19 protein-coding genes and 1 pseudogene are annotated in these 22,142 nt (G+C 68.8%); 10 read left to right on the forward strand and 10 right to left on the reverse strand.

The features are described 5' to 3' along the window. Positions 1–88 precede the first annotated feature (88 nt). Positions 89–691, reverse strand: a complete 603-nt coding sequence (locus ACORQU_RS09145; RefSeq protein ID WP_491644762.1) for a TetR/AcrR family transcriptional regulator — start codon at positions 689–691, stop codon at positions 89–91. 80 nt (positions 692–771) lie between these two features. On the opposite strand from ACORQU_RS09145, the gene ACORQU_RS09150 reads away from it, so the two are divergent. Both ACORQU_RS09150 and ACORQU_RS09155 read left to right on the forward strand, forming a co-directional pair. After that, positions 772–1,338 (forward strand): hydrolase, encoded by a 567-nt coding sequence (locus tag ACORQU_RS09150; protein ID WP_491644764.1) that lies wholly within the window; start codon positions 772–774, stop codon positions 1,336–1,338. A gap of 5 nt (positions 1,339–1,343) precedes the next feature. After that, positions 1,344–2,411, forward strand: coding sequence for an AbrB family transcriptional regulator (locus ACORQU_RS09155; protein ID WP_491644766.1), 1,068 nt, complete (start codon positions 1,344–1,346; stop codon positions 2,409–2,411). A gap of 39 nt (positions 2,412–2,450) precedes the next feature. On the opposite strand, the gene ACORQU_RS09160 is transcribed toward ACORQU_RS09155, so the two are convergent. Continuing rightward, complete coding sequence (locus ACORQU_RS09160; protein WP_491644768.1) at positions 2,451–2,840, reverse strand: MAPEG family protein; 390 nt, start codon at positions 2,838–2,840, stop codon at positions 2,451–2,453. 149 nt (positions 2,841–2,989) lie between these two features. Between ACORQU_RS09160 and ACORQU_RS09165 the strand changes: the two genes are divergently transcribed. Beyond that, positions 2,990–4,432 carry a nitrilase-related carbon-nitrogen hydrolase gene (locus tag ACORQU_RS09165; RefSeq protein WP_491644770.1) on the forward strand — a complete coding sequence of 481 codons (1,443 nt, stop codon included), beginning with the start codon at positions 2,990–2,992 and terminating at the stop codon, positions 4,430–4,432. Positions 4,433–4,441: 9 nt separating this feature from the next. Here the strand turns inward: ACORQU_RS09165 and ACORQU_RS09170 are convergent, their stop codons facing one another. Continuing rightward, the gene (locus ACORQU_RS09170) at positions 4,442–5,563 is read right to left on the reverse strand and encodes an NAD(P)/FAD-dependent oxidoreductase (protein WP_491644772.1); all 1,122 of its coding nucleotides are present in this window, start codon (positions 5,561–5,563) and stop codon (positions 4,442–4,444) included. Positions 5,564–6,014: 451 nt separating this feature from the next. Here ACORQU_RS09170 and ACORQU_RS09175 point away from each other — a divergent pair, with 451 nt between their 5' ends. The 4 genes from ACORQU_RS09175 (at position 6,015) to ACORQU_RS09190 (ending at position 8,506) form a co-directional block, all read left to right on the forward strand. After that, positions 6,015–6,599, forward strand: a complete 585-nt coding sequence (locus tag ACORQU_RS09175) for a phosphatase PAP2 family protein (RefSeq protein WP_491644773.1) — start codon at positions 6,015–6,017, stop codon at positions 6,597–6,599. A gap of 74 nt (positions 6,600–6,673) precedes the next feature. Beyond that, complete coding sequence (locus ACORQU_RS09180; RefSeq protein WP_491644775.1) at positions 6,674–7,753, forward strand: DUF1615 domain-containing protein; 1,080 nt, start codon at positions 6,674–6,676, stop codon at positions 7,751–7,753. A gap of 152 nt (positions 7,754–7,905) precedes the next feature. Beyond that, a complete protein-coding gene (locus ACORQU_RS09185) occupies positions 7,906–8,139 on the forward strand; it encodes a hypothetical protein (RefSeq protein WP_271647581.1) in 234 nt (77 codons plus the stop codon). 130 nt (positions 8,140–8,269) lie between these two features. Further along, the gene (locus tag ACORQU_RS09190; protein WP_271647580.1) at positions 8,270–8,506 is read left to right on the forward strand and encodes a hypothetical protein; all 237 of its coding nucleotides are present in this window, start codon (positions 8,270–8,272) and stop codon (positions 8,504–8,506) included. Between the two features lie 9 nt (positions 8,507–8,515). Here ACORQU_RS09190 and ACORQU_RS09195 read toward each other — a convergent pair whose 3' ends face one another. Both ACORQU_RS09195 and ACORQU_RS09200 read right to left on the reverse strand, forming a co-directional pair. After that, on the reverse strand, positions 8,516–9,415 hold the full coding sequence (locus ACORQU_RS09195; protein WP_491644777.1) for a ketopantoate reductase family protein: 900 nt from the start codon (positions 9,413–9,415) through the stop codon (positions 8,516–8,518). A 56-nt stretch (positions 9,416–9,471) separates the two neighbouring features. Next, positions 9,472–11,166, reverse strand: a complete 1,695-nt coding sequence (locus ACORQU_RS09200) for an FAD-dependent oxidoreductase (protein ID WP_491644779.1) — start codon at positions 11,164–11,166, stop codon at positions 9,472–9,474. A 243-nt stretch (positions 11,167–11,409) separates the two neighbouring features. On the opposite strand from ACORQU_RS09200, the pseudogene lepB reads away from it, so the two are divergent. Continuing rightward, positions 11,410–12,036, forward strand: a pseudogene (gene lepB, locus ACORQU_RS09205) (signal peptidase I). 28 nt (positions 12,037–12,064) lie between these two features. Here lepB and ACORQU_RS09210 read toward each other — a convergent pair. After that, positions 12,065–12,310 (reverse strand): hypothetical protein, encoded by a 246-nt coding sequence (locus ACORQU_RS09210; RefSeq protein ID WP_491644781.1) that lies wholly within the window; start codon positions 12,308–12,310, stop codon positions 12,065–12,067. 70 nt (positions 12,311–12,380) lie between these two features. After that, on the reverse strand, positions 12,381–12,689 hold the full coding sequence (locus ACORQU_RS09215; RefSeq protein WP_491645031.1) for a DUF2782 domain-containing protein: 309 nt from the start codon (positions 12,687–12,689) through the stop codon (positions 12,381–12,383). A 120-nt stretch (positions 12,690–12,809) separates the two neighbouring features. Between ACORQU_RS09215 and polA the strand changes: the two genes are divergently transcribed. Then, positions 12,810–15,575, forward strand: a complete 2,766-nt coding sequence (gene polA, locus ACORQU_RS09220) for a DNA polymerase I (protein WP_491644783.1) — start codon at positions 12,810–12,812, stop codon at positions 15,573–15,575. 754 nt (positions 15,576–16,329) lie between these two features. Here polA and hemF read toward each other — a convergent pair. From hemF to ACORQU_RS09235, 3 genes are all read right to left on the reverse strand, one after another. Continuing rightward, positions 16,330–17,337 (reverse strand): oxygen-dependent coproporphyrinogen oxidase, encoded by a 1,008-nt coding sequence (hemF, locus tag ACORQU_RS09225; RefSeq protein ID WP_491644785.1) that lies wholly within the window; start codon positions 17,335–17,337, stop codon positions 16,330–16,332. 185 nt (positions 17,338–17,522) lie between these two features. After that, positions 17,523–18,125, reverse strand: coding sequence for a hypothetical protein (locus ACORQU_RS09230; RefSeq protein WP_491644787.1), 603 nt, complete (start codon positions 18,123–18,125; stop codon positions 17,523–17,525). A 58-nt stretch (positions 18,126–18,183) separates the two neighbouring features. Further along, complete coding sequence (locus tag ACORQU_RS09235) at positions 18,184–20,568, reverse strand: S9 family peptidase (protein WP_491644789.1); 2,385 nt, start codon at positions 20,566–20,568, stop codon at positions 18,184–18,186. Between the two features lie 199 nt (positions 20,569–20,767). Here ACORQU_RS09235 and ACORQU_RS09240 point away from each other — a divergent pair, with 199 nt between their 5' ends. Further along, complete coding sequence (locus ACORQU_RS09240) at positions 20,768–22,114, forward strand: AMP-binding protein (protein ID WP_491644791.1); 1,347 nt, start codon at positions 20,768–20,770, stop codon at positions 22,112–22,114. Positions 22,115–22,142 lie beyond the last annotated feature (28 nt).

Here is a 22,142-nt window from a genome sequence, read left to right on the forward strand (position 1 = left end):
CTCCTGTGGTGAACCGGTGATCCACGAAACCCGCAGGGATACCCGCAGCGGCATTAAAAGGATGTTGCCACGTCCGGCATGACGCTGTTCAGTCCCGGCGGGCCGGCGCGGCAAGCCCAGCGAGATAGCCCCGCAGCATGCGATGGAGTTCGGCCAGCGCCGGCGCGCTATCCGGCTGCAACGCCAGGGTGCCGGCGGCCTTGATCACCAGGATGACCGCCGCCGCGACGGCCGGGGCGGCGCCCGGCGCGATGCCTGCGCCGGTCAGGATCGCCGCCACGCCCTGGTGCATTTCGGTGCGCAGTTGCTGTCGCAGCGCATCGTCCTCGGTGTGGTCCAGCAACGCCAGCGCGGCGGCGCGCTCGAGCTTGAGGTCCGTGGCCAGGGCCAGCAGGTCATTGGCCAGGGCCTCCGGGTCCAAAGCGGGCGCACGCGCCTGCAGCGAGGTCAGGGCCGCACGCAGGTGTTCTGCATAGCGTTCCAGCAGGACGGCGATGAGCGCCTCGCGGGTCGGGAAGAAGCGATACAGCGAGCCGATCGCCGTGCCCGAGCGGGCGGCGATCTCGGTCATCGTGACTGTCTGGCCCTGTTCGACGAAGAGCTGGGCGGCGGCATCGAGGATCGCGGCGACGCGTTCGCGTCCGCGCTGGCGCTTGGGGGGCACGGCCTGGGTTGACTTTTGCGAGGGCATCCTCACAATTCTCTATGCGAATCCATCCTCGCATTTTAATCCATTGCCGCGCGTGTGCGGCCCGTTTCCAGGAGCCTTCCATGCTCACCCTCCCTCTCAACCGGACCGCGCTGGTCCTGATCGACCTGCAGCACGGGACGACCGCCATGCCGCTGCAGCCCATCACCGGCCCTGAGCTGGTGACTCGCGCCAAGGCCACCGCCGCACGCTTCCGTGAGGCGGGCGCGCCGGTGATCCTGGTCAACGTCGACTTCGGCCCGGGCCTGGTCGATGCGCCCAGACAGCCCGTCGATGCCGCGCCACGTGCCAATGGGCCGCTACCGGACGACTGGGCCGTCCTGGTCGAGGGGCTGGAGCATCCCGGCGACCTGCGGGTGACCAAGCGTCAGTGGGGCGCGTTCACCGGCACCGGGCTGGAGCAGCGGCTGCGTCGCCGGGGCATCGACACCATCGTCCTGGGTGGCATCGCCACCAACTTCGGCGTCGAGTCCACCGCCCGCCACGCCTGGGAACTGGGCTTCGCCGTGGTCATCGCCCCCGACCTGTGCGCCAGCGTGTCGACCGAACTGCACGAGATGACCCTGCAGCATGTGCTGCCGCGCGTCGCGCGCATCGTGTACAGCGAGGCCATCGCCCTGCAGGCCTGACGCACGTGCCCAGCCGGCCCCTTCCCCATCCACGACCGGCCTGGCAACGCTGGCTGCTGCTGGTCGCGGTCTCCCTGGCCTTGGTGGTCGTGCTGGAAGCGGCGCACCTGTCGGCGGCGCTGCTGTTGGGGCCGATGGTCGCGGCGATCGGCCTGGCGGTCACCGGGGGCGCGGTGCCGGTGCACCGGGTGGCGTTCGCGTTCTCCCAGGGCGTGGTCGGCGCGATGATCGCGCGCAGCATGCCGGCCTCGATCCTGGGCGAAGTGGTGCGCGATGCGCCGCTGTTCGTTGGCTGCGTGCTGGCGGTGATCGTGGTGGCGGTGCTACTGGGTCTGCTGCTGCAGCGCTGGCGCATCCTGCCGGGAACGACCGCGCTATGGGGCACCTTCCCTGGTGCGGCTTCGGCGATGGCGCTGATGTCGGCCTCGTTCGGCGGCGACATGCGCCTGGTGGCGTTCATGCAGTACCTGCGCGTGGTGCTGGTGGCCGTTGCGGCTTCGATCGTCGCCCGACTGTGGCACGTGTCCGGGCATGGCGCGACGCCCATGGCGTGGCTGGCGATCGGCGACGTGCCGGCCGCTGCGCTGACCTTGGCGGTGATTGCGGTGAGCGTGTGGGCGGCCGTGCGGCTCAAGGTGCCCGCCGGGCCTTTGCTGGTGCCGCTGGTGGTATGCGTGGCACTCCAGGACACCGGCCTGCTGCAGGTGACCCTGCCGCCGTTGCTGCTCGCCGCGAGCTACGCGGTACTAGGCTGGAGCATCGGGCTGCGCTTCACCCCGGACGTGCTGCGCAATGCGCTGGGCGCGTTGCCAAGGGTGCTGGGCGCCATGCTTGCCCTGCTGGTGCTGTGCGGCGGCATCGCCTGGGCGCTGGTCGCGCTGGCCGGGGTCAGCCCGTTGACCGCCTACCTGGCGACAAGTCCGGGCGGCGCGGATTCGGTGGCGATCATCGCCGCATCCTCGGCGCAGGTAGACGTGCCGTTCGTGATGGCCATGCAGACCGCACGCCTGCTGGTGGTCCTGATCCTGGGGCCGGTCATCGCGCGCTGGCTGGGCCGGCGCGTGCAGACCTAGGCGGCAAACCGAAAGCGTCCTTGCGCGTGCCGGCCGGGCTCAGAGCAGGGCCCACACCAGTTGCAGGATCGCCCACAGCGAGACCACCCAGATCGCCGTGCGCAGATAGGGGATGCCGACGATGTACACCGGCAGATAGGCCAGCCGCGCCCAGAAGTACAGCTCGGCGGCCAGTGCGGTATGCGGTGTACCGCGGTCGAGCGCGACCACGGCCAGTGCGGCGGCGGCGAAGAAGGGGAAGGTCTCCAGGAAGTTGGCGCTGGCGCGCTGCGCGCGTGCTGGCGGCCCGGTCAGCGGCTCGACCGGTGCGTCGCGATTGCCGGCATTCCATTTCATCCCGCGCTTGGCGGTGACCAGTGCGCCGGCGGTCAGCACGTAAACCAATCCCAGCAGGATGGACCAGGCGAGCATCTTCAGTTCAACAGGCATGGCGGTCCTCCGGGGGTATGTGGGGTCTGCAGTGTCGGGGGCCTGGGGTGAAGACGGCCCACACGTGTTGACTTCTGGCCATGTCGCGCGCGCCGCCCGGCAGGCAGGCTGGCGTGCAACGGCCTGGCCGATCCTTCTCGGGTGCACGCATGAAGACCACCAACGCGCTAAGACCTGCACGCGTGCTGTGGACGCTGTTTCTGGCCGTGTGCGCCGGTGGCGTGCTGAGCCTGGCAACCGGGCTGACGCCCAACGGCTGGATGGCCTGGATCGCACCGGTGCCGACGCTGTGGCTGGCGTTGTCCGTCGAACGACGCTGGTTGGCCGCGCTGGCAATGCTGGTGGCGAGTTTGGTGGCCTGCAGCCGCTACCTGTCGTATTTCCTGCTGGTCATGCCAGCGCTGCCGGCGGTGCTTGCATTGATCGGCCAGTCAGCGGTCTGGGTCGGCGTGTTGGGCCTGAGCCGGCGCGTGATGCGGCGTTCGCCCCGGGCCTGGACAGTGTTGGCCTATCCGCTGCTGTGGGTGAGCGCCGATACGCTGATGGCCGTGCTGTTGCCCGATGGCAACTGGGGCAGCCTGGCCTATTCGCAGGCCGACCTGCCGTGGGTGCGCCAGCTGGCCGCGCTGGGCGGGACTTCGGCAGTGCTGTTCGTGCTGTGCCTGGTGCCCGCGACGCTGGCCCTGCTGCTGTGGCGCCAGCCAGTGCGTGGCAAGGGCTGGGCCTTGGGCGCGACCGGCATGGTGGTGCTGGCGATGCTGGGGTATGGGGCGCTGCGCATGCAGCAGCCATTGCCCGGCACGCAGATCCCGGTCGGGCTGGCGTCGATCGACGATGCCATCGGGATGAAGGCCGCACCGGGCTACGCGGCCGACATCCGCGATCGCTACGACACCTTGATCGCGCAGCTGGCCGCACAGGGCGCCATGTTGGTCGTGCTGCCGGAAAAGATCGCCGTGCTGGGGCCATCACAGGCCAATGCCTGGCAGGCACATTTCGCGACGGTGGCGGCCCGGCATCATCTTTGGCTGGAAGTGGGGATCGCCATCGATGACGGTCGGCGCCCACGCAACCACGCCTGGCTCTTCGACCCGTCCGGGCGCCGCGTGGAAGACTTCCAGAAGCATTTCATGGCCCCGCCCGAGCGGGCCGAAGCCTATGCAAGCGGCACAGCCTACGCCGTGCATGACATCGTCGGCACGCGGGTCGGGCTGGCGCTCTGCAAGGACATGCACTTTGCCCGTTTCGGTCGCGCCTATGGGCAGCGTGCGTCTGGCGTCATGCTGGTGCCGGCCTGGGATTTCGCCTATGCCGATGCCTGGATGGCGGCGCGCATGACCGCCATGCGCGGGCTGGAAAATGGCTACACGGTGATCCGCGCCTCGCGCGAGGGACTGTTGAGCGTCAGCGACGCGCACGGTCGCTTCGTCGCCGAAGCCCTCAGTGCGCCGATGCCCGGCGCCACACTGCTGGCGCAAGTAACGGTTGGTCCGATCCAGCCGACCTTGTTCACCCGGATCGGCAATGTGTTCGGCTGGCTATGCGTTGGGCTGTCAGCGCTGATGCTGCTGGCGCCGCCTCGCAGCCATTGATCGCCTAGGTCAGACCGCCAGAGGTTCGGTCAATTCCAGCAGGGCGCAGACGTGCTCGCCGATGGCCAGGCTGCTGGTCAGGCCGGGCGACTCGATGCCGAACAGGTTCACCAGCCCAGCGACCCCATGCTCGGCCGGCCCATCGATGCGGAAATCCGCATTGGGCTGCCCCGGGCCGCTGATCTTCGGCCGGATCCCGGTATAGGCCGGTTGCAGGGCGCCATCGGGCAGGCCCGGCCAATAGCGTCGGATGGCTTCGTAGAAGCGCTCGCCGCGCTGGGCATCGAGTGCGTAGTCCAGGCCGTCTACCCATTCCACGTCCGGGCCGAAGCGCGCGCGCCCGGCCAGATCCAGGGTCAGGTGCACGCCCAGTCCACCGGGCTCGGGCAGGGGATAGACCAGGTGCCGGAACGGCGTGCGCGTGGACAGACTGAAATAGCTGCCCTTGGCGAACCACGCCCGGGGCGCGTGCTTGTCGTCCAGCCCGGCCATCCCGGCGGCCAGCGCCGGGGCACCGTGCCCGGCTGCATTGACCAGGGTGGTGGCATGCAGTCGCATGGGCGCATCGCCACCGACGTCCAGCACGAAGCCGTCGTCCACCCGCGCCATCTGCACGACCGGCGCGCGCAGGGCCAGCATCATGCCGTGGTGTTCGGCCTCGCCCTGCAGCGCCAGCATCAGGCCGTGGCTGTCCACGATGCCGGTGCTGGGGGAGAACAGCCCGGCCACGGCTCGCAGTTCCGGTTCCAGCGCCGCGACCGCACCGGCATCGAACAGCTGCAGGTCCTCCACGCCATTGGCCAGCGCGTGCTGACGGATCTGCTCCAGTCCCGCGACGTGTTCCGGCTCGCTGGCCACAATGAGCTTGCCGCAGCGGCGGTGCTCCACGCCGGCACGCGCGCAGAACGCGTAGAGCATCCGCCGTCCCTGGACGCACAGACGCGCCTTCAGCGAGCCCTGCGGGTAGTAGATGCCGGCATGGATCACTTCGCTGTTGCGCGCGCTGGTGCCCGTGCCGATGGCGGCCTCGGCTTCCAGCACCAAGACCTCGCGCCCGGCCAGCGCCAGCGCGCGGGCGCTCGCCAACCCGACCACGCCCGCGCCGATCACCACACAATCCACCCGATCCATTCGTCATTCCTCGCTTGCCCGCCTGTAGAGACGCAACTTAGCGCCCCGGAAGGACGCGCGCGTGCGCGGCGACCGATGGCGGTCCTCCCGTGCGGCGCTGCACGCTTCGCGGGATGCGCCCTCGAGGACGCGTCATGCCGGATCTGCCACCGCTGGCCGCAAGTGAATTCATCCGCTGAAGACGGCGGCATGGTCGGGTGAGCCCACGCGACGACGAGCAGGTCCGCTCGGCGTGCGGACAAGGACCACGGGAGGTGCATCCGTGTCTCCCTGTCGGCGCTGACAGGCTTCACCCACCAATCGGGCGTATGGCCGCGGCTTCATGTCGCTATGGCGCCTGGGCGCCGCTGCAGCCTGAGTCGCAGCTGGCTGGTCCTGCCCGTCGGGGCCTGATTCGTCTGTGATCTGCGTAACACTGGGCGTCTCCCGCACGCCGCTTTCAGGATCCTGCATGCCCCATTCCCTGGCCCTTCTCCTGACCTGGATGGGTGATGCACGCCTGGTGGCGCCGGTGATGCTGGTCCTGGGCTGGCAATGGTGGCGTCGCAACCCACGTCTGGCGCTGGAAGCGGCCGTGGCGGTGTCGGGGATGATCGCGCTGCTGGTCGTCTCCAAGCTGGCCTACAAGGCCGCGGGCATCGATTGGCGCACCATCGGGTTCTTCACCATCAGCGGGCATAGCGCCCTGTCGGCGCTGCTGTATCCGCTGCTGTGCTACAGCCTGGCCGAAGGCGCGCGGCCAGGCGTGCGCCACGCGTCGCTGGCGCTGGGGGTCTGCGTCGCGCTGGCCATCGCCATCTCGCGCGTCCTCACCTACCGGCACACGCCGGTGGAGATCATGGTGGGTCTGGCCCTGGGCCTGACGGTCGGCGGGTTGCTGCTGCGTCGCTGGCACGGCGAGATGGCGCTGCCGGCGCGGGCATTGCCGTGGATGGCCGGCGCGCTGATGGCCGCCGGCCTAGTGGTGTGGATGGCGCCGCATGTGTCGGCCGAGCGGGTGCTCTCGCACATCGCATGGCGGCTGCAAAACAGCTGAGCACGCGCGCCGGGCTTCGACCCGCGCATGGCACGATAGGCCGCTCGACCGCTACCGCCGTCCCGGATCTCCCGATGCGTATCCGCCTGTTCTGCCTGGGACTCGTGCTGTTGGCAGGCTGTGCCACCCAGCCTGCGCTCCCCCCGCAACGCCAGCCCGAGGTGGTGCGCGCCGAGATCCTGCGCAAACTGCCGGCCAGCGTGTCCGACCGCAGTGGCTGGGCCAATGACGTCTATGTCGCGCTGTCTGCGCAGGACATCTCCACCAGCACGGCGAACCTGTGCGCGGTCCTGGCCGTGACCGAGCAGGAGAGCACCTATACCGCCGATCCGGTCGTACCGGGGCTGGCCAGGATCGCGCGCGCGGAGATCGACCGTCGGGCCGCGGCGCTGCATGTTCCTGGCCTGCTGGTCAGCGCCGCGCTGCGGATCGATTCGCCAGATGGTCGCAGCTACGCCCAGCGGCTGGGCCAAGTCCGTACCGAGCGCCAGCTCAGCGCGCTCTATGAGGACTTCATCGGCATGGTGCCGCTGGGAGGTAGGCTGTTCGGTGGGCTCAATCCGGTCCATACCGGCGGGCCCATGCAGGTCAGCGTGGACTTCGCCCGTGAACACGCGCGGGACTATCCGTATCCGATCGAAGGCTCGATCCGGCACGAGGTGTTCACCCGCCGCGGCGGGCTGTATTTCGGAACGGCGCATCTGCTGGGTTATCCGGCCCACTATGACGCGTTGCTCTATCGCTTCGCCGATTTCAACGCGGGCTGGTACGCCAGCCGCAACGCCGCCTTCCAGGCCGCGGTGAGCCGGGCCACCGGCATCGATCTGGCGCTGGACGGCGATCTGCTGCAGCCCGGCGCTGACCTGGAACATCCTGGCAGCACTGAGCGCGCGATACGCGCCCTGGGCGCGCGCCTGGACATGGGCGACGGGCAGATCCGTGACGCGCTGGCGCGTGGCGATCGCCTGGAGTTCGAGGACACCGCGCTTTATGCCCGGGTGTTCGCGCTGGCAGACGCCGCCGCGGGACGCGCCATGCCGCGTGCCATCTTGCCGGGCATCCGCCTGGAAAGCCCCAAGATCACCCGCAAGCTGACCACCGCATGGTTCGCCGATCGGGTCAATGCCCGCTGGCAGCGCTGCATGCAGCGTTAGGTCCACGCGCGCTTCCCGCGCGAGTGTCGGACCACCGGACAGGGAACCTCCCATCGGATTGGAAATGCCGATCGCGGGGGGCGGACGCGTCTCGTATCATGTCGGGGTGGCGTGCGGCGCCCGTGGACCCAAAGTGATTTCCCGTGAATGTCATGGCCAGTCAATACGCCTCTGCGCAACAGCTGGACGCTATGCTCGGCGCCCTGGAGCGGGAGCTGCCCGCGCTGGTCGCCGCGCATCCGTCGCCCAATGCGTTCTGGCAGGCCTTCATGGCCCGCGTGGACCCCATCGAAGACAGCGTCGCCGATGCGGACGGCGTGGCGGTCATGCAGCGCGTCAACACGATGCTGGCCCCTTACGGCATGCGGATCGCAGCGGTCGAATAGGCGTGGACCTCGGCGCCTGTCCAGGCGCGGCCATCTTCCTGCGCTTCCTGCATGGGGCGTGACCTCCTGCACGTTCGCTGCGATCGGCCAAGCCTGCACAATGCGTACCTGGGCACCAGGAGCAAGGCGCATGAGCGAAGGGCAGGGTTCGACCGGCAACGTGATTGCCGCCATCTGCAGTTTCTTCATTCCCGGTCTGGGACAGCTGTTCCAGGGGCGCCTGATCTCGGCGGTGTGCTGGTTCGTGGTGGCCTGCGTCGCCTTTGCCATCACCTGGCTGATCACCCTGTCACTGCTGCCCTTCGGCTGGTTCATCATCAGCGTGCTGTCGTGCATCAACGCCGCGGTGTATCGGCGCGCGCCCTGAGCGCACGCCTCAGGCCGGCGCGGCACGCCGCTCGGCGAGCTTGACCAGGCACCACAGGGTCCGGTTGACCGGCGTGGCGATCCCGGCGGCCTGACCCATGCGAACGACGGCGCCGTTGAGGTGGTCGATCTCGCTGGTCCGGCCGCGCGCCAGGTCCTGCGCGGTCGATGAGCGCTGTGCGGCCATGTTGCGGGCGATGTTCAGCGTGTCCTGCCAAAGGGACTTCGGCAGGGCGATGTCCTGACTGGCCGCCACGGCCAGGCATTCGTCGAACGCATCACGCATCACCTCGGACACGCCCTCGGACTGGACCAGCGTGCCGTAGGCCTGCCCGGAAAGCGCCGAGAGCGCGTTGTAGGCGCAGTTGATCGTCAGCTTGGCCCAGAGCGCGGCCATGACGGTGTCCGAGACGCGGGTCGGAATCCCCGCCTGATCCAGCACCGCGGCCAGCGCCGTGCCACCCGGCGAAGGCCCCATGATCAGGTCGCCGCGGCCGTGATGGCGCACATGGCCCGGCCCGATCATTTCGGTGGCGACGTAGACGGCCACGGGGATCACGTCGCGTCCCAGTACCTGTGCCAGACGCGCGGCGTTGTCCACTCCGTTCTGCAGGCTGAGCACATGCGCGTCGGAGTCCAGCCAGGGGGCGATCTGCGCCCCGGCCCTTTCGGTGTCGCCCGACTTCACGCAGAACAGCACCAGCGCCGCCCCGGCCACGGCGGCGGGCTCGTCACTGGCCTCGAGCGCGACAGTGCCGGTGAAGCGCTCCGAGTCCAGCAGCAGGCCACGTTGGCGCACCGCGTCGACCAGGCTGGGGCGCCCGATCAGGGTCACCACATGACCGGCGCGCGCCAGGAGTGCCCCGTAATAACAACCCACCGCGCCGGCGCCCATGATGGCGATCCGCATGTGTTCGATCCTCGCTGAAACGGATCGGACACTCTAGCCAGCACGGCGCGCGCGCGTCAGTCCTGGCGTACTTCCCTGGCGCTCGGTAGGGCCTGCGTGCCGCGCAGCGGACCGCCGTTGACGCCGGCTTCCTGGCGGATCCTGTCGGCCAGGCGAAGCGAGAGCGCCACGATGGTCAGGGTAGGGTTGGCATAGCCGCCGGTGGGGAACACGCTCGAGCCACTGATGAACAGGTTATCCACGCCATGGACGCGGCAGTTGCGATCCACCACGCCCTCGCGCGGGTCGTCGTGCATGCGTGTCGTACCGGAGAAGTGGGTCGTGGAGCTGGTCTTGATTTCCATCGGGCGCCGGATGCTGAACTCGCCCACGCCGCTGCGCTTCAGTTCGCGCGCCAGGATGTCCTGGGCCTTTTCCACCAGGGCCACGTCCCGGTCGTGCCAGCGCCACTGGATCTCGATCCGGCGGTTGCCCAGGTCGTCGCGCTCCTCGCCAAGCCTGACGCGGTTGTCGTAGCGCGGCGGCTGCTCGGCCTGGTGCAGGACCTCGAAGTGGTCCAGCCGCTGGCTCGGTGCGTTGGTCTTGGACCAGCCGCCGATGCCCAGATGGGAAATGGGATTGCGCAGCCGGTCGTTGTACTGCTGGGCCACGCCATCCAGGCCGTAGAGCATCGCCAGCAGGTCGCGCTTGCGCAGCCGGCCACGCTTGTGCAACGCCTCGCGCACCCGTTGGGAGGCGCGGAACCCCAGTTCCCGGCGACGGGACATGCTGCGCCGGGGGAACAGGATGGTGCTGATGTTCACGCATGGCTCGCCGCGCAGGGTCTCGTCGGTGAGCTGCAGGTGGCCCATGCCCGAGGTGCCGCCGATGCGGCGCAGGTCGTACAGCGCCATGCGATCGATCAGCTTGCGCGAGGTCGGGGTCAGGGTGCCCCCGAACAGCAGCGGATGATCCATGAAATAGCGACCCACCAGGTCGTGCTGGTTGCCGATGCCGCTCGCCTGCCGGTCGGTCGAGGACAGCAGCAGCTGCGGCGTTGCCAGTCCGCCCTGGGCCAGCACGAAGGTGCGGGCGCGGAAGGTCACCTCCAGGCCCGGCTTGGGCAGGGTGTGGACGGCCGTGATCCGGTTGCCCGCCTCGTTCATCTCAAGCCGCGTGGCAGTGGCGTTGAAATAGCAGTTGATGTCACCGGAAGCGCCGATCAGGTCGCGGTGCTTGGTCAGCACAACGTTCTTGTCGGCGAACTGGAACATGCTGGTCCGCAGGCCGCTGTTCTGCAGCGGCAGGCGCCGGTTGCCCTGGTCCTCCCAGTAGCCGGGGCCGTAGTGCCACTCGGGCAGCTCGAACCAGGACTGCGCGCGCGTGTAAAACGGCCTGAGTTCTTCCAGGGTCAGCGGCCAACCGCTGTTGGGGATCCACGGGCGGCGGTCGAAATCGGCGGCGCTGAGCGTGATCAGGCGCAGATGATTGGGACCGATGCCCGCGTCGACCAGCCAGCGGTTGGCGTTGCCGCCAAACCGGCGCGTGGTCCACAGGCCGCGGTGCCCCTCGAAGACCGACTTGCTGTCCGGCTGTCCGCGCTCGCTCGTTTCCTCGTTCAGCCCGCCGCTTTCCAGCAGCACCACCTGCAGTCCGCTGCGGCGCAGCTCGGTCGCCAGCGCGATCCCGGCGGGACCTGCGCCGATGATGCAGAGATCGGCATCCATGATGGTGTTGCGGGGGAGGGCACTGGCGTCGATGAACATAGACATCGCTTCCTGTCGGCAGGCTTCCAGCTTGTGTAAACGCCGGTGGGTATTGGATGAAAGTGGGGCTCCTGCGAGGGAGAACGCGCTTCTCCAAAGTGACAGGACAGTCATCTGCAGGTCAGGCTGGGCACGCGCGCGATCCGCGGCGCGTCGGGCAAATGGCGTGGGGCGGACACGACCCTTGGCACCTGTGACAGGCGCTTCCCACAACGCAGGATCATTGCCTCCACTTCTCGGAATCCGCTCATGCAGGCGCAGACTTCTTCACGACAAGTCCGCGGCGACGGTCCGTATGCGTGGTGGCGGGACGCCATGCGCCTGCTGGCGCTGATTGCGCTGCTGGGCGCGGCGCGCGCGTCGTTCGCCAATCATTACGTAGTGCCATCCGGCTCGATGCAGCACACCTTGGAGGTCGGCGACCGAGTCGCGGTGGACATGCGCGCCTATGGCCTGCGCCTGCCGCTCGGCAATCGGGTCGTGTGGCCCACCGGGACGCCGCAGCATGGTGATGTGGCCGTCTTCGACTCACCGGTGGATGGCACGCGCCTGATCAAACGGGTCGCCGCGGTCGCAGGTGATCAGGTTCGCCTGCTCGATGGCCATCTGTGGATCAACGGATAGGCGCTGGCCGCCGCCGATGGGCAGGTCGAACATTTCGGCATGCACGCCGCGCCGCTGGATCTGGATCATGGCGGCGGGCCGGATATCGACGGGCTGATCGTCCCGCCTGGCCAGGTGCTGATGCTGGGCGACCACCGGGGAAACAGTGAGGACGGGCGCTTCTTCGGGCTGGTTCAGGCCAACGCGCTGTATGGTCGCGCAGTCGCGGTTGACTGGCGGCGCGGGGAAGGGCTGGGCTGGCGTCGCCTCTAGGCGATGGGTCGCCAATGTGTCGCCGGGATCAATCGCGAACCTTGATATTGGGCTGCTCGTCGATGGTGCCGTCGCGCTCCAGCACCACGTAGCGTGCGCCCGCGCGGTCGAACAGCACCGGCAACGGGTCGCGGAACAAGGGCTTGCGCACGAAGCGCAGCGTCCAGCCGAACTGCTCCATGGTCTTGAGCGTCTTCAGCTGGGCCTCGGACAGGCCGGCACGCAGGGCGGCCTCCGTGGGCGTGTGTTCGCCGCGGCGTTCTTGATCTGGCATTGGCTCCCCTCGTGTCCCCGCAACAGGGTTGACGGGGCAGCTTACATCCAAGCTGAACGAGGCCGGCGCTTCACCAGCCGTAGAGCTTCCAGTAGACCGGGGCGATATCCCCGCGATTGGGGTCGCTGCTGCGGTCCAGCTTGCCGTCGCCGTTGTCGTCGTACAGGTAGTAGGCCGGGCCACGCACCGGCGTGATCTTGACCATGCGCAGTGCGCCGGCCACACGATACTCCTGGATGACATCGCCATTGTCCTCGGTCCGCACCGCCACGTCGGCGTTGTCCAGGTCCATCTCGCTCACGGCCTGCTCGGGGCCGGCGGCCGGGTTGGTGGCGCATCCCCCAAGCAATGGGCCGGCACTCAGCAGCAGGCAGGTCAGGGCGGGCATCAGGCGCTTCATGGCGGGACCTTGTCGGGAAGAACAGGATCTGATTATCCGCCTGTGCGCGCGGCTGGGGGTGACGGCCTGGTCATGACGGGCACCGCGTAGAATTGCGCGATGAGCAGACTCGTCCTGATTGATGGTTCCTCCTACCTGTATCGCGCCTTCCATGCGCTGCCACCGCTGACCAATGCGGACGGTGAGCCGACCGGTGCGCTGTTCGGCGTGGTCAACATGCTGCGCGCCACGCTGAAGGAAAGGCCCGAGTACATCGCCTTCGTGGTCGATGCGCCGGGCAAGACCTTTCGCGACGACCTCTATCCCGCCTACAAGGCCAACCGCGCGGCCATGCCCGACGACCTGCGCGCACAGATCGAGCCGATGTGCCGGATCGTGCATGCGCTGGGCATCGACATCCTGCGCATCGAAGGTGTGGAGGCCGACGACGTGATCGGTACGCTGGCCCTGCAGGCGTGCGCCGATGGCCTGCAGGTCACCATTTCCACTGGCGACAAGGACTTCGCCCAGCTGGTGCGCCCGGGCGTTGAGCTGGTCAACACCATGAGTGGCAGCCGCATGGATTCCGATGCGGCGGTGATGGACAAGTTCGGCGTGCGTGCCGATCAGATCATCGACCTGCTCTCGCTGATGGGCGACACGGTGGACAACGTGCCCGGGGTGGAGAAGTGCGGCCCCAAGACCGCGGCCAAGTGGCTGGGCCTGTACGAGAGCCTGGACGGGGTGATCGAACACGCCGGCGAGATCAAGGGCAAGATCGGCGACAACCTGCGCGCCGCGCTGGAGCGCCTGCCGCTCAACCGCACGCTGGTCACCATCAAGACCGACGTTCCTTTGGAGGTGGCCGCGCAGGACCTGGCGCTGCGCGACCAGCATGTGGATGAGCTGCGCGAGCTCTACGCGCGCTACGGTTTCAACCAGGCGCTCAAGGACCTGGACGGCGGCAGCGTGACCGCATCGGTGGCCGAGAAGGAGCCGGGCAAGGCGCGCGGGACGGGCTTCAGTGCGGCGCCTGTGTCGGCAGCAGCCAGCGACCTCGACCCGGCGCTGGCCGCCGCAGGCGAATACGAAACCATCCTGGACGCCGAGCGGTTGAATGCCTGGATCGCCACGCTCACCGCGGCCGGCCGTTTCGCCTTCGATACCGAGACCGATAGCCTGGACCCGATGCGGGCGAACCTGGTCGGGCTGAGCCTGGCGGCCGAAGCCGGCAAGGCCGCCTATGTGCCGCTCGGCCACGACGCGCCCGGCGTGCCGGCACAGCTGCCTCGCGAGGCGGTCCTGGACGCGCTGCGCCCGCTGTTGTCCGACCCGGCCATCGAGAAGATCGGCCAGCACGGCAAGTACGACCTGCACGTGATGCGCCGCCATGGCGTGGACGTGGCCGGCTACGCCCAGGACACGCTGCTGGAGAGCTTCGTGCTCAATTCCGGCAGCGCGCGCCATGACATGGACAGCCTGGCCAAGCGCTATCTGGGCTACGACACGGTCAAGTACGAGGACGTGTGCGGCAAGGGCGCCAAGCAGATCCCGTTCTCGCAGGTCTCGCTCGAGGACGCCACCCGTTACGCCGCCGAGGATGCCGACATCACCCTGCGCCTGCACCAGGTGCTGGCACCCAAGCTGGCCGCCGAGCCGGGACTGGAAACCGTTTACCGCGACATCGAGATGCCGCTGGTGCCGGTGCTGGCGCGGATCGAGGCCAACGGCGTGCGCGTGGATGCCGAGGAACTGCGCCGGCAGAGCGCTGACCTGTCCAAGCGCATGCTCGCCGCCCAGCAGCAGGCCACCGAGCTGGCCGGGCGCAGTTTCAATCTGGATTCGCCCAAGCAGCTGCAGGCGCTGCTGTTCGACGAGCTCAAGCTGCCGGCGGTGGTCAAGACGCCCAAGGGCCAGCCCTCGACCAACGAGGAGGCGCTGGAAGCCATTGCCGACCAGCACGAACTGCCGCGCGTGATCCTGGAGTACCGCGGCCTGGCCAAGCTGCGCAGCACCTACACCGACAAGCTGCCGGAGATGATCCATCCGGATACCGGCCGTGTGCATACCAGCTACCACCAGGCCGGTGCGGCGACCGGGCGGCTGTCCTCGTCCGATCCCAACCTGCAGAACATCCCGATCCGCACCGAGGATGGGCGCCGGATCCGCCGCGCCTTCGTCGCCCCGGCGGGCCGCAAGCTGGTAGCCTGCGACTACTCGCAGATCGAGCTGCGGATCATGGCTCATCTGTCCGGTGATCCCGGCCTGGTCGGCGCCTTTGCCAATGGGTTGGACGTGCACCGCGCCACCGCGGCGGAGGTGTTCGGGCGCAAGCTGGAGGACGTCACCAGCAACGAGCGCCGTGCGGCCAAGGCGATCAACTTTGGCCTGATGTATGGCATGAGCGCCTTCGGCCTGGCGCGCCAGCTGGGCATCGGTCGCGGCGAGGCGCAGGACTATATCGCCCAGTACTTCAACCGGTATCCCGGCGTGCGCGACTACATGGAGGCCACGCGCCAGCAGGCGCGCGAGAAGGGCTATGTGGAGACCGTCTTCGGCCGTCGCCTGTACCTGGACTACATCAATGCCGGTAACCAGGCCCAGCGCGCCGGCGCCGAGCGCGCGGCGATCAACGCGCCCATGCAGGGCACGGCGGCGGACATCATCAAGCGCGCGATGGTCGGTGTGGATGCTTGGCTGACCGACCACGCTGACCGGGCGCTGATGATCCTGCAGGTGCACGACGAACTGGTGTTCGAGGCCGACGTGGACTTTGTCGAGACGCTGAGCGCGCAGGCGCGCGCGCTGATGTCCGGCGCGGCCAGCCTGGCGGTGCCGCTGGAAGTCGATTGTGGCGTCGGTGACAACTGGGACCAAGCGCATTAGCCAGTGCGGCCGCTGACAAGCGGGCCTCGGCGCACCAGCGCTTCAGTACACGAAGCGGAGCCTCGTTGTCGCGCCTGGACTGCTTGCAGCGTCGGGTAGGCCTGGCTGGAAAAGGCAGCACGCGCGGCGTCGACACACTGTTTCATGTCGACGGACCGAACCGCCACGATGGGCATGGCCGCGGTGGCATGGGCTCACTCCGGAAGCAGTGTGGTGCGGTGAGAGAAGACGCGTCTTTGGCGCCACAAACGCGGCGCCGTTAACGCTGCGGATGTGCTTCGCATTCCGCAACGCGGTGACACATCGAAGGTGACGCGTGGGACGCAGCGTCTTGAGATGAAGGGTTGCCGGATCGATGCTTGGAAGTAACGGAAAAATAATTTCAATACTGATGAGTTTATTATCTGAATAATCCCTAAATCCAACAGGTTTTTAACTGAAATCTTCACGATCCATCCATGTTGGAAGTGCTCTCATAGCCCTCGACAGATGCAAGGTCTGTCGCAGATCGTCCCCCCATCCCCTGGGGATAGATCTCTGGTACGAAGGGCCCCTCCCCAGGCTCCCGTACCCTGGCCCCGCCGAGCTCCCCCTGCTCCGCGGGGCTTTTTTATGCCTGCGATCCGGCGAGCGTTTGATCCCGCGTTTTGCACGTGCTGAGAGAAGTCGCGGCAGGCCTCGTTACCTGCATGCCTGCATGCCGACAAGCCTTCCTGGTTCGCGTCGCTTGCAGGTCCCGGTGTTTCAGTCGGCCTTAGCTGTCCGCCAGCCAGTCGCGCGGCACCAGATAGTCGGCCAGCCGCGCCTCGGCGCTCTGCGCCTCGGGCGTGTAGCCGTATTCCCAGCGCACCAGGGGAGGCAGGCTCATCAGGATGGATTCGGCGCGCCCGCCGCTCTGCAGACCGAACAGCGTGCCGCGGTCGTAGACCAGATTGAACTCCACGTAGCGCCCGCGCCGGTACAGCTGGAACGCGCGCTGCTCGTCCGTGTATGGCGTGTCCTTGCGCGCCTGGACGATGGGCAGATACGCGTCGAGGAACCCGTCGCCGACCGCGCGCAGGTAGCCGAACTCGTTCTCGAAGTCGCCATGCAGGTCGTCGAAGAACAGCCCGCCCACGCCGCGGGTCTCGTTGCGGTGCTTGATGAAGAAATACTCGTCGCACCAGCGCCTGTGCGCCTCGTAGCGCGACTGGCCGCCGAACGGCTCGCACAGCGCGCGCGCGGTGCGGTGCCAGTGCAGGACGTCCTCATCGACCGGATAGAAGGGGGTCAGGTCGAAGCCCCCGCCGAACCACCAGGCCACGGTCTGGCCGTCGCGCTCGGCGCGAAAGTGGCGGACGTTGGCGTGCGTGGTCGGGATATGCGGATTGCGAGGGTGGAACACCAGCGACACGCCGACCGCGCGCCAGGACGCGCCGGCCAGTTCGGGACGGGTGGCGGTGGCCGAGGGCGGCAGGCGGTTGCCGGAGACATCGGAAAATCCGATGCCGGCCTGCTCGAACACTGCGCCATCGCGCAGGATGCGGGTGCGCCCACCGCCGCCCAGGGACGGGCCAGTGTCGCGGGAGGCAGGAGGCCGGAAGCGACCGCCGCCCAGGGACGGGCCAGTGTCGGAGGCGGGCGTGCCGCCGACCTCGCCGCGCGCCCAGGCGTCCTCCTGGAAGCGCGCCTGGCCGTCGGCCGCTTCGATGGCCGCGCAGATGCGGTCCTGCAGTCCGGTCAGGTAATCGCGGACGGGGTCGATGTCGGGGATGGTGTTCATCGCGCCAGTTTAAGCGGCGCGTGTCGTCGGAACCCTCTCGCGCTGCGTCGCGAGCCTGGTGGAACGGCGTTGGCGGTGGAGGGGACCACGCGCTGGCCGGTTTGGCGTTCGGTTCGTGTGCATGGCGGGCACCGAGTGCGCCCAAGCCGCCGCGCCGTGCAGGAGCGCGGGCGGACGCCCAGCCTTCAGGCGATTCGCTGGAACTGCGCGCGCACCGGGCCGGTGCACAGCTTCCAGATGATGGCGCCGTGCAGGACGCTGAACACGACCACGACGATCACCGAGAACACCAAGGCCAGCGTGCGGATTGGCGCCAGTTCGGGCGGGACGCTGCCATCGGGCGAGAGCAGGGCGGCCTGCGAGGCCAGGCTGGCGTCCAACGTGGCCGGGACCAGCCAGATGCCGCCGAAGGTCATCACCGTGGCCAGCACCAGGTACCAGATGAAGCCCAGGCGCGCCCATTCCCGGCGGTGCAGCAGGCCAAAGCCCAGTCCGGTCAGCAGCAGCGAGGCGATCGCTTCGATCGTGCCGATCAGGCCGTTATGCGTCAGCACCCAGCGCAGCAGCGGGGGCACGTCGACCTGGCCGGTGCCCAGTGGGTCGAGCATCTGCAGGTACGCATCGGCGGGCACGAGCGCGGCCACCAGCAGCTGCAGCAGGCCGTAGGCCACGCCCAGGATGCCGAGCACGATGGTGATCCAGGCCAGGACGGAGACGAAGCCCTGCGGCCCGCTGCGTGTGCTGCGCGATGGCGAGGGTGGCGCTTCTGGAGGCAGCGGAGCGTTCATGGCGTCTGCTTGGCGAAAGGGCAGGTGGCCGCTGGGTGCGGCACGCCTGCATGAGGCATCAGGGGACTGGCTTGAGCGTGTCGTCGAACAGGCGCATGACGCGCTTGTACTCGTCCAGCCAGGAGTCGGCGCGGGTGAAGCCGTGGCGCTCCATCGGGTAGGGTGCGATGGACCAGTGATCCTTGTGCAGCTCGATCAGCTTCTGGGTCATGTCCACCGAGTCCTTGAAGAACACGTTGTCGTCGATCATGCCGTGGGCGATCAGCAGGCGGTCCTGCAGGCCGGCGGCGTACTCGATCGGCGAGGAGGTCTTGTAGGCCTGCGGATCGATGTCCGGCGTGTTGAGGATGTTGGACGTGTACTCGTGGTTGTACTGGATCCAGTCGGCCACCGGGCGTAGCGCGGCGCCGGCCTTGAACACGCCCGGCGCGCGGAACAGCGCCATGTAGGTCATGAAGCCGCCATAGCTGCCGCCGTAGATGCCGGCGCGGTCGCGGTCGCCCTGGTGGCCGGCGACCAGCCAGTCCAGGCCGTCCAGATAGTCTTCCAGCTCCGGGTGGCCCATGTTGCGGTAGATCGCCGTGCGCCAGTCGCGGCCGTAGCCGGCGCTGCCGCGGTAATCCAGGTCCAGCACGATGTAGCCCTTCTGCACCAGCAGGTTGTGGAACATCTGCTCGCGTGGATAGGGCGGATAGCCGGCGATGGCGTTCTGCAGGTAGCCGGCGCCGTGGACGAACATCACGATCGGGTAGCGCTTGCCGGGTACCAGGTGTGCGGGCGCGTAGTACTTGCCCCAGATCGTGCCCGCGCCATGTTCGGACGGCACCTGCACCAACTCGGGCTTGATCCAGTCCACCGCCTTGAACGCCGCGCTACGGGTGTCGGTGAGGACCTTGGCGGCGCCGCCATTGGCCGGGACGACCGCCAGCTGGGTGGGCAGATAGCTGGCCGAATAGTCGACCAGCAGGCTGCGCCCGTCGGGTGATTGGGTGAAGCCTTCCACCCCGCCGCCCAGCGCGGTGACCTCGCTGACCTTGCCGCCGTCGGCGCCGACCCGGCACACCTCGTAGCGTCCGGGCGCGGCGCGGTTGCACAGGAAATAGAACGCGCTGCCATCGGCCGACAGAGCCGGTGCGGAGACCTCCCACTTGCCGGAGGTCAGCGCCTTGGGCCGGTCGCCCCCTCGCTGGGTGTAGAGCTGCGAATAGCCGCTGGCCTCGGACAGCAGCCACAGGGTCTGGTTGTCGGGCATCCAGCCGAAGTCGTTGAAGCTCCAGTTGATCCAGCCCGGATCGGTCAGCCGGTCGCGCACCTGCAGGCGCGCGGCGGCCAGGTCGACCCCGGCGATCCACCGATCCTTGTTGTCGGTGGCGCGCAGCAGCACCGCGACGTTGCGCGAATCCTCGCTCCAGTGGATCGCCGCGCCGTCGCCATCACCGTCGCTTTCCACGCGCACGGCACGGCTGCCCTTCAGTGCCTCCTTACCGGCCGCCTTGCGCAGGTCGGCCAGCGGATCGGTGCCGATGCCGGGCAGGGTGTCGAAGGACAGCGGCTTGACCGTGCCGGTGGTCATGTCGGCCAGCCACAGCGCCTGCGGGATCGGCGAGTTGCGGCCGACCAGAGTGCGGGCCTCCTGTTCCTCGGCGTAGCCGGACTCGGTGACGTAGTGGGGCACCTTGCCGGCTTCGCCGGCCTCGGCTCCCTTCTTCTGGGTGACCACCAGCAGCCAGTGGCCATCGGGGGAGAGCGCGGTCTGCTCGATCTCCACGTCCTTGCCCAGGTAGATCGGCGCTGGGGCCCGGGTCGGGTCGGCCTTGCGCAGGCGCTCGTCCTGCTTGCGGGCCAGCTCGCGCATGTCGCGGTCGTGGGCCAGGGTGGTCAGGGTCGACAGCTGGTGTTCGCGCAGCAGGTCCTCGGCCGGGTCCTTGTCCGGGTCGTCCTCGGCCTTGACCTGGGCGGCCTGGGCCACGCTGGTGCCGTTCCAGCGGTACCACTGGTTGTCCACGCGCCAGACCAGGCCGCCGTCGCTGGCGAACTGCGGGGCGCGCTCCGGTTCCAGGGTGCGGGTGACCTGGACCAGCGCGCCGCTGCGCAGGTTGCGCACGAAGATGTCGCCATTGCGCACGAAGGCCTGGTGCTGGCGCTTGGCGTCGTAGACCGCGCCGGGCGCGCCCAGGGTGTCGCGGGCGTCGTCGGCCACCCGCGCCGCCGCGCCGCCGGCGATGTCCTGGCGGAAGGTGTCGCGGATCGGGGTGCCGTTGCGCTTGAGGTCGTACTCCACCGCGCGGCTGTCCCAGGTCCAGCGTGCGTCCTCGACCGGCGGACCGACCCAGTCCAGGTCGGCCATGACCTGCTCGATGGTGAGCGGGGTGGCGGGCGTGGTCTGGGCCAGGGTGGCGGGCGCGAACAGCAGGCAGGACAGGACGGTGGCGGTCAGGCGCATCGGCAAGGTCGATCCGTGGAAAGGCAAGCGCGGAAGGGTAGCAGCCGCTCGGCGGCACCCGCACCGGTCCAAGGTCATGCCGGGTTTCCGGCCGGTTTGTGCCCGCGCGGCTTGCCATGGGCGCGGTGCAGCGGCCAAAGTACGGGCAGGACGCCCGGCACCAGAACCGGGCCAACCCACCGGGGAAGCAGGACCCTCTATGTCAGCTGTCATCCATCCGGCGTCGCCCGACGCCGGTCTGTGTCCCCTGGGCGCAGGCCCGCTGGACCGCATCATCGCCCGCAGCGGCGGGCAGGCCGTCGACCTGGCCAGCTTCCACGCCCACGTCCGGGCGCTCGCCGCGCAGCTGCCGGCCGGGCGCCACGCGGTCAACCTGTGCGAGGACCGCTACCGATTCCTGGTGGCCTTCTGCGCGGTGGCCCTGCGCGGGCAGGTGACCCTGCTGCCGTCCTCGCGCGCGCCGGCCGTGGTGGCCGACGTGATGGGCCGTCACGCGGATTGCTATGCGCTGGGCGATACCGACATCGCGTCGGCGCCGCCGGGCTACTGGCGCTTGCCGCAGACCTTCGCCCAGGCAGACGGCCCGGTGCCGGAAGTGCCCGAGGACGCGGTGGTGTGTATCGGCTTCACCTCCGGCAGCACCGGCGCGCCCAAGCCCTTTCCCAAGACGCTGGCGGCCTTCCGCACCAGCAACGCGCAGAACCTCAGCGCCGTGGCCGACCTGTGGGGCGATGCCACGCCCAGCCTGGTGGCGACCGTACCGCCGCAGCACATGTACGGCATGGAGATGTCGGTGGTCATGCCGCTGATGAGCGATGCCTGCGTGCACGGCGGCAAGCCCTTCTTCCCGCAGGACGTGGCCAGCGCACTGGCCGACATGCCCGCCCCGCGCGTGCTGGTGACCACGCCGGTGCATCTGCGCGCACTGGTCGAATCGGGCGTGTCGCTGCCGCCCATCGCCGGTTATGTCTCGGCCACCGCGCCGCTGGAGCCGGCGCTGGCGCAGGCGGCCGAGGCGCGCTTCGGCGGTGAGTTGCGCGAGACCTTTGGTTCGACCGAGACCTGCATCTTCGCCAAGCGCCGCACCGCGCTGGACACGACCTGGACGCCGCTGCCCGGTGTGTGGGTGCAGCCGCAGCCTGACGGCACCTTGGTGCACGCCCGCCACCTGCCGCAGCCGGTGGCGCTGGCCGACCTGATGGAGGTTGAGCCCGACGGCCGCTTCCACCTGCGTGGGCGCCAAGCCGACCTGCTGGAGATCGCCGGCAAGCGCGCCTCGCTGGGCGACCTGACCCGGCGCCTGCTAGCGGTGGACGGCGTGCGCGATGGCGCGGTGCTGCAGCTGGACGCCGACGAGATGGGCGTGCGCCGGATCGCCGCGCTGGTGGTGGCGCCGGACCTGACCGAGGCCGCGCTGTTGGCCCAGCTGCGCACGGCGATGGATCCGGTGTTCCTGCCCCGGCGTATCCGCTTCGTCGCCGCGCTGCCGCGCGGGGAGACCGGCAAGCTGCCGCGCGATGCCGCGCTGCGCCTGCTGCAAGCTTGAATCCAGAGGATTGATCGCGCCGGGCGCT

The organism is Pseudoxanthomonas sp. JC1303 (assembly GCF_058448525.1).

Bases quoted from the DNA above. Each gene is read 5' to 3' on its own strand.
- polA (WP_491644783.1), top strand. From the start codon at position 12,810: ATGAGCAGACTCGTCCTGATTGATGGTTCCTCCTACCTGTATCGCGCC.
- ACORQU_RS09145 (WP_491644762.1), bottom strand. From the start codon at position 691: ATGCCCTCGCAAAAGTCAACCCAGGCCGTGCCCCCCAAGCGCCAGCGC.
- ACORQU_RS09210 (WP_491644781.1), bottom strand. From the start codon at position 12,310: ATGCCAGATCAAGAACGCCGCGGCGAACACACGCCCACGGAGGCCGCC.
- ACORQU_RS09170 (WP_491644772.1), bottom strand. From the start codon at position 5,563: ATGGATCGGGTGGATTGTGTGGTGATCGGCGCGGGCGTGGTCGGGTTG.
- ACORQU_RS09160 (WP_491644768.1), bottom strand. From the start codon at position 2,840: ATGCCTGTTGAACTGAAGATGCTCGCCTGGTCCATCCTGCTGGGATTG.
- ACORQU_RS09185 (WP_271647581.1), top strand. From the start codon at position 7,906: ATGGCCAGTCAATACGCCTCTGCGCAACAGCTGGACGCTATGCTCGGC.
- ACORQU_RS09195 (WP_491644777.1), bottom strand. From the start codon at position 9,415: ATGCGGATCGCCATCATGGGCGCCGGCGCGGTGGGTTGTTATTACGGG.
- ACORQU_RS09190 (WP_271647580.1), top strand. From the start codon at position 8,270: ATGAGCGAAGGGCAGGGTTCGACCGGCAACGTGATTGCCGCCATCTGC.
- ACORQU_RS09235 (WP_491644789.1), bottom strand. From the start codon at position 20,568: ATGCGCCTGACCGCCACCGTCCTGTCCTGCCTGCTGTTCGCGCCCGCC.
- ACORQU_RS09180 (WP_491644775.1), top strand. From the start codon at position 6,674: ATGCGTATCCGCCTGTTCTGCCTGGGACTCGTGCTGTTGGCAGGCTGT.
- hemF (WP_491644785.1), bottom strand. From the start codon at position 17,337: ATGAACACCATCCCCGACATCGACCCCGTCCGCGATTACCTGACCGGA.
- ACORQU_RS09175 (WP_491644773.1), top strand. From the start codon at position 6,015: ATGCCCCATTCCCTGGCCCTTCTCCTGACCTGGATGGGTGATGCACGC.
- ACORQU_RS09165 (WP_491644770.1), top strand. From the start codon at position 2,990: ATGAAGACCACCAACGCGCTAAGACCTGCACGCGTGCTGTGGACGCTG.
- ACORQU_RS09200 (WP_491644779.1), bottom strand. From the start codon at position 11,166: ATGTCTATGTTCATCGACGCCAGTGCCCTCCCCCGCAACACCATCATG.
- ACORQU_RS09150 (WP_491644764.1), top strand. From the start codon at position 772: ATGCTCACCCTCCCTCTCAACCGGACCGCGCTGGTCCTGATCGACCTG.
- ACORQU_RS09240 (WP_491644791.1), top strand. From the start codon at position 20,768: ATGTCAGCTGTCATCCATCCGGCGTCGCCCGACGCCGGTCTGTGTCCC.
- ACORQU_RS09230 (WP_491644787.1), bottom strand. From the start codon at position 18,125: ATGAACGCTCCGCTGCCTCCAGAAGCGCCACCCTCGCCATCGCGCAGC.